Origin of the sequence: Ancylomarina euxina (genome assembly GCF_003863355.1) — a bacterium.
GTDB classification, from domain to species: domain Bacteria; phylum Bacteroidota; class Bacteroidia; order Bacteroidales; family Marinifilaceae; genus Ancylomarina; species Ancylomarina euxinus.
In genome coordinates, this window is the sequence record NZ_QQWG01000009.1 from 166944 (window position 1) to 173459 (window position 6516).

Below are 6516 nucleotides of genomic sequence, written 5' to 3' on the forward strand. Positions count from 1 at the left end.
TAATTTTAGTAGTCTAACAAATCTTTAGCAGCAGCATAAATCTTCTCAGTGTTTGGAAGAGTTGCCTTTTCCAAAATTCGATTGAACCCTACTGGAGTAAAGGTCGATCCAACACGTCTTACTGGAGCATCCAAATGTTTAAAAGCTTCCTCTGTAATAGTCGCAGCAATTTCACCCCCAAACCCAGCGAACACCTTATCTTCATGCACAACCAAAACCTTATTGGTCTTAGCAACCGACTTAATAATAGTTTCCTTGTCTAAAGGCACTAGTGTACGAAGGTCAATCACCTCAATATTTTTTCCAAAATCCTTAGCAATTTGATCAGCGACCTCAACACACATATGTGTTGTGTTACCATAAGTAACGATTGTCAAGTCTGTACCTTCACGACGAACACGAGCTTTACCAAATGGCACCTCGAAATCATCAGGAACAACAGCTTGCGCTTTAGGATCGTTATATAAAGCCTTTGGCTCCATAAATACGGTCATACCCTTAGAACGAATAGAAGTACGTAGTAATCCTGCCGCATCATCCGCGTAAGATGGATAAACAATACGAACCCCTGGGAAAGTTGCCAAAGCACCTTCAATATTTTGAGAGTGATACAAACCACCACCAATATAACCACCAGAAGCTAGTCTCACAGTAATATTAGGTGAATATTGACCTTTTGTACGCCAATATTCGTGAGTTGTTTCTACAAACTGCTCCATAGCTGGCCAAAAATAATCAGCGAACTCAGCACCTTCAACAACAATACGAATTTTGTCGTTAAAACGACTCATTCCATTGGCAGTTCCCATAATGAAGTCTTCGGCAATAGGTGCATTAAACACCCGTTCAATACCAAACTCCTGCTGCATGCCTTTCGACACATTGAAAATACCACCCTTATCTTTATTAGCAATATCCTGTCCCCAAATAAACGTATCTGGATTATGACGGAACTCAGCCTTCAGGGTCTCATTTAATCCTTCGATTAATTTCTTTGGTTCTCCCGTTTCGGTATGAAGTCCTTCTGGATATTTAGCTGCCGGATAAGCACCTGGAATGACAAAGTCGTGAACCGAATTTGGATCCGGATCCGGAGCAGTTAAACCAGCACGGTGCGCCTTTTTAACTTGCAATTTCACATCTGCTTCAATTGCTTGCAATTCCTCCTCAGTAAAACGCTTGTAACGAATTAACAATCGGCGAAATTTAGCCAATGGGTCGTATTTCTGCACGTAATTCAATTCAGCATTATCGCGATACAATTCATGTTTATCTGAATTTGAGTGAGATCCCATTCGAACACAGTTCGCTTGAACGATAGCTGGCATCTGATTTTCGGTCGCATAAGCTTTCGCCTCAGCCATTGTATTCATCGAATCGAATACATCCTTACCATTACAATGGAAAATTTTCAGGTATTTTAGTCCCTTAAAGTTATCGGCAACCTTACGGTTAGCAGTTTGATCCTTTTTAGGAACAGAAATACCGTAACCATTATCCTGGAATACAAAGATGACAGGAAGCTGTTCTTTTGAAGCACCATTAATCGCTTCGTAAACGTAACCTTCAGAAACCGAAGACTCACCTTGAGAACTAATGGCAACACCTTTACCTTTATAATGCTTCAATGCTCGTGCAATACCAACTGCATGCAAAGTGTGATTACCCGTACATGAAGATACATTGTGAATATTCCACTCTGGTTTTGCAAAGTGATTCGACATGTGGCGTCCACCACCTGCAACATCAGTATCCTTTGATATCCCATTAAAAATAACCTCTTCAGCTGTCAGTCCAGCTGATAATGAAGTCAACATATCACGATAGTAAGGAAATAAATGGTCTGTTTTTCTATCAAAAGTTTGTCCAATAGCCAGCTGAATACCATCGTGTCCTGCATAAGGTGCATGGTACGACCAACCAATTGCTTGTTTCAAATAATTGGGTGCTTTTTCATCAAGAGCACGTCCTAAAGTCATTAAGTTAAACCACTCAGCAAGCCTTTCTTTAGGAGTCTCTTTTATGCTATATTTTTTCTTATTTGTCATTGTTAAAGTCATTAATATATTAATAATCCGTCTTCAAATGCCTGTCTTAAGACAGGCAATTAAAATGCTCTGTTAAGATCAAACTCCTCCAGATAGTCAGCGATCTTTCTCAAGAAAGCACCACCCAAAGCCCCATCAACCACACGGTGGTCGTAAGAAAGAGATAAGAACATTTTCTGACGTGGAACAATAACATCACCATCAGGTGTTTCCAATACAGCAGGTTTCTTTTCAATAGTACCCACTGCTAAAATAGCAACCTGAGGCTGATTGATAATCGGTGTTCCCATTACATTTTTAAACGATCCAAAATTTGATATTGTGAAAGTTCCACCTTGAATATCATCTGCGTCCAATTTGTTGTTTCTAGCCTTATCAGCCAAGATATTCATACCAACAGTCAAACCTAATAGATTCTTTTGGTCTGCATTTTTAATAACCGGAACAATCAAATTACCTGATGGCAAAGCAACTGCCACACCAATATTGATATCCTTTTTCACAATAATCTTATAATCATCAACCGATGAATTGATCATTGGGAATTCGCGTAAAGCTTTTGAAACGGCTTCAATGATAATAGGCATAAAAGTGATTTTAGTTTTCTCTTTTGCAAAGAATTCATCTTTCACCTTATTTCTCCAATTCACCATATCGGTTACATCAGCCTCAACCATTGCAGTAACGTGAGGCGAAGTTTGCTTAGACATCACCATATGATCAGCAATAATTCGACGCATACGATCCATTTCAATAATCTGGTCATTTGCACCAACTGACATAGACACTTTTGGTTTTTGAGTGCTAGTTAAAGCTTTTTCAACTTTAGTAGCACTGACTGATGCTGATTGTACTTGCGAAGAAGCTCCTCTTTCAGCTACAAACTTCAAAACATCTTCTTTCTGAACACGTCCATCTTTGCCATGTCCCACAATAGCATCTAACTCTGCTTGTAAAATGTTTTCCTTCTGAGCAATGGCCTTAACTAAAGGAGAATAAAACCGATCTGAATCAGATTTAATTTCAGAAGCTTCGTTCACGACTTTCTCTTCAACAACTTCAACAGCTACTTCCTCTTTTATCTGAGATACGGATTCAGCATCCGCAGCATCCTCGCTCATATTAATAATAGCAACGACCTCTCCTACGGGTACCACATCATCCTCTTTGAAGCGAATCTCAATAACTTTACCAGATACAGGAGAAGGAATTTCAGAGTCCACCTTATCGGTTGCGATCTCAAAAAGCATATCATCCTCTTCGATGACATCGTTAAGATTTACAAACATTTTGGTGATGGTTGCCTCCTGAACACTCTCTCCCAACTTGGGCATTAGAATTTCAAAACTTGACATATATTCTTTGATTATTAGTTAGAATCGATATAAATAATAAAACAAATATATTATTTATTTTTATTTAGACTCCTTAAAATTTAAGTTTTCTGCAATCTCCAGATAACAAAAATCAAGAGACTATTGATTACCAGCAATTTACAATTCCCCTTCTAACAAACTAAAGAATATTTATTAGCGAAAAAAGGCGTGATAATCAGACTCTATAGCCTATTTTAAAAATATATGCTCAAATAATTAGTGAAATCTATTATTCAAATTATTTTTGCACTAAATAAAACAAAGCATCATGAAAGATTTTAATTATACTCTGGAGATTTCAGCTAATCAAGAAGAAGTATTTAATGCGCTGACCAATTCTTTCCAAATTGAATTATGGACGGGTTATCCTGCTACTATGGACGATCAAGTTGGGACTGTTTTCTCCTTATGGGAAGGTGATATTTCAGGTTGTAATATTCAGGTTGTGAAAGATTACAAATTGGTGCAAGAATGGTTTTTCGGGGAAACAGAAAACCCATCGATAGTAAGTTTTACTCTTAAGAAAGCAGGAAAGAATACATCGATAGAGTTGTCACACACAAATATTCCTGATGAAGCCTATGATGAAATTGTTGAAGGTTGGAAAGATTACTACCTTGGGTCAATGCAAAACTTTCTTGAATTCTCTTAAAGGACTAAAATAAAAAACATTGAAGCCGCAATCTTATGGATTGCGGCTTTTTCATTATATCTATTTAAGGTCTTTATTTTAATTGATCCGAGAAATCACGAACCAATTTAAATACGCCTTCAAACTGACCGATTTTCAAATTCTCATAAGTATCCGTTGTTTCATGATAATCGGCATTGTCTCCATCAGCATAAAAGAAAACAGCCTTTACATCTTTATTATAGAAACTCGCATGATCAGACGATGGTACAGGTTGAGTTCCTCTCATATTAGAAACATACTCGTGTTTCTTATTAATTTTCTCGTAAAGAGCCAACTCTACGGGGAATGCTTTCCCATTAAAAATATAAATCCCTTGAGATCCTGTTCCAATCATATCGAAATTCATGACCATTCTAGTTTTTTCAAGGGGAAACAATGGATGATCTACATAGTGTTTTGATCCTAACAAACCAGCCTCTTCCCCACTAAACAATAAGAACACTTGAGTGTAGTGAGGTTTCTTTCTAGCGTTCTTATAATGCTTGGCTAAATTCAATACCATAGCCACACCACTTGCATTATCGTTAGCTCCCGGATAAATTTTTGATCCCATCATCCCTAAGTGATCGTAATGTGCACAGTAAACAAGACAAGTATCCGTCTTACCTTGAATGTAGCCCAATAAATTCTGAGTTTTATAATTGTCGATAAATTGATTCTTTATTTTAACGGTAATTTTACTTGTTGTCGTATCAAGCTTAGAGTTTTTTACGATAAGTGTCGGGAATTCCTTTAAGAAGGTTCTTGCTGTATATTTCAATTTATTCTTTCTCAACATTACACCTTTGGCTCCAAAGAGATTAGCAGAAACAAGATCTGACGCAAAATTGTATAGTTCCTTATTATTCAAACCTACTGAATCTATGGCCAAAAATGTTTGAGATAAATCCTTCTTAAGAAATTCCTCGCGAATCTTATTCTTAGTTAGAATTTCTGTATTCAACCAGAGCACATCAAAAGTTCCTTCGCAGGATGGTGAATCTGGGTAGACAATAAAATCCTTAGCAGATTCAAGCTTATTTTTACCAAGCTTCAGAATTGGATCTTCAGGAAGGGTATTTATAGGTGTTGAGTAAGTTTGATAATAATTCGATTCAAAGTTTTTTAATTTAAGCTCTTTCATCTCTGCAGATAAATAGGCTGCTGCAATACTATCACCTTTATTAATGTATCCACGTCCAAAGTAATCATCAGAACTCAGCTCTTTGATTACTTTTCGTGCATAATTCATATCCTGTGCCCATAAACATGGGGTAAATGAAATCAATGCTAGGATCAGGACAAGTCTTTTATAATTCATAGTATCGTTTTTTTAAGTCGGTCAATATCCGCTAAAGTAAGTTTTCAATTTGAATTTGCCTTGAGTTCTCATGATGCTTTATAAATTGAAACTTAAAAAAAAATAAATTATTGAAAAATAAACGAGCTTATCCCATCAATTATAGCTGAAATAAGCCTTATCAATTAAGTAAAGAGATACAATTTCATTTTTTTCAAAAAAAAGTTCAAAAAATAGTCTCTAGGGAATCAAACACTTACATAAAATTGACACTTTTTTATCAAAAAAATATTTCCAGGAGACTTGTATATTCGGGGAAAGCATCTATATTTGCATCGCAATAGGGAGATAACGATCACCCAATAAACATTGTGATTGGGGAAGATACCAAAGTGGCCAACTGGGGCGGACTGTAACTCCGCTGACTTCGTCTTCGTAGGTTCGAATCCTGCTCTTCCCACAACATTCTGAAGCAACAAAATTTATTCGATAACGATCGATGAATTGCTAAAGATCTGCGGGAATAGCTCAGTTGATAGAGCATCAGCCTTCCAAGCTGAGGGTCGCGAGTTTGAGTCTCGTTTCCCGCTCAATTTTATTGTAAATATATTGGGGAGATACCAAAGTGGCCAACTGGGGCGGACTGTAACTCCGCTGACTTCGTCTTCGTAGGTTCGAATCCTGCTCTCCCCACTATTATATTTTCCTGCGGGAATAGCTCAGTTGATAGAGCATCAGCCTTCCAAGCTGAGGGTCGCGAGTTTGAGTCTCGTTTCCCGCTCAATTTAAGGAGAGATGGCAGAGTGGTCGAATGCGGTAGTCTTGAAAACTATTGTGCGGCAACGTACCGGGGGTTCGAATCCCTCTCTCTCCGCTTTAAAGCATCAAGGTTGAAAAACTTTGATGCTTTTTTTATGCCCTAAACTTCCATGAATATACCCCGATATTTCCCTTAGGTTCGTCATACGTTTACTAATTATCCTTATCAGTAATGGACTTGCAACAAAAATGTGGACAATAAGTTAAGTCATGCCGCTCTCTTTTGATTATTTAATAGCCTTCCGTATTCTAAAGGCGAAAGATAATTTAAAGAAGAATGCCTTCTACATGTATTGTACC

The 6516-nt window shown here is 37.4% G+C and carries 4 protein-coding genes and 5 tRNA genes; 6 read left to right on the top strand and 3 right to left on the bottom strand.

Annotated features, from left to right (window positions below):
• Positions 1-5 precede the first annotated feature (5 nt).
• Both DWB61_RS10755 and DWB61_RS10760 read right to left on the bottom strand, forming a co-directional pair.
• Positions 6-2048 (bottom strand): alpha-ketoacid dehydrogenase subunit alpha/beta, encoded by a 2043-nt coding sequence (locus DWB61_RS10755; protein WP_125030915.1) that lies wholly within the window; start codon positions 2046-2048, stop codon positions 6-8.
• A gap of 59 nt (positions 2049-2107) precedes the next feature.
• Positions 2108-3403: a dihydrolipoamide acetyltransferase family protein gene (locus DWB61_RS10760; RefSeq protein WP_125030916.1), complete on the bottom strand. Its 1296-nt coding sequence runs from the start codon at positions 3401-3403 to the stop codon at positions 2108-2110.
• A 289-nt stretch (positions 3404-3692) separates the two neighbouring features.
• On the opposite strand from DWB61_RS10760, the gene DWB61_RS10765 reads away from it, so the two are divergent.
• Entirely contained in the window at positions 3693-4076 is a 384-nt protein-coding gene (locus DWB61_RS10765; RefSeq protein ID WP_125030917.1) for an SRPBCC domain-containing protein, read from the top strand.
• A gap of 73 nt (positions 4077-4149) precedes the next feature.
• Here the strand turns inward: DWB61_RS10765 and DWB61_RS10770 are convergent, their stop codons facing one another.
• On the bottom strand, positions 4150-5418 hold the full coding sequence (locus DWB61_RS10770) for a M28 family metallopeptidase (protein ID WP_125030918.1): 1269 nt from the start codon (positions 5416-5418) through the stop codon (positions 4150-4152).
• Positions 5419-5775: 357 nt separating this feature from the next.
• On the opposite strand from DWB61_RS10770, the gene DWB61_RS10775 reads away from it, so the two are divergent.
• From DWB61_RS10775 to DWB61_RS10795, 5 genes are all read left to right on the top strand, one after another.
• Positions 5776-5857 (top strand) — tRNA-Tyr (locus DWB61_RS10775).
• Positions 5858-5914: 57 nt separating this feature from the next.
• Positions 5915-5987 (top strand) — tRNA-Gly (locus tag DWB61_RS10780).
• Positions 5988-6008: 21 nt separating this feature from the next.
• Positions 6009-6090 (top strand) — tRNA-Tyr (locus DWB61_RS10785).
• Positions 6091-6105: 15 nt separating this feature from the next.
• Positions 6106-6178, top strand: a tRNA-Gly gene (locus tag DWB61_RS10790).
• A gap of 8 nt (positions 6179-6186) precedes the next feature.
• Positions 6187-6271, top strand: a tRNA-Ser gene (locus DWB61_RS10795).
• Positions 6272-6516: the final 245 nt, after the last annotated feature.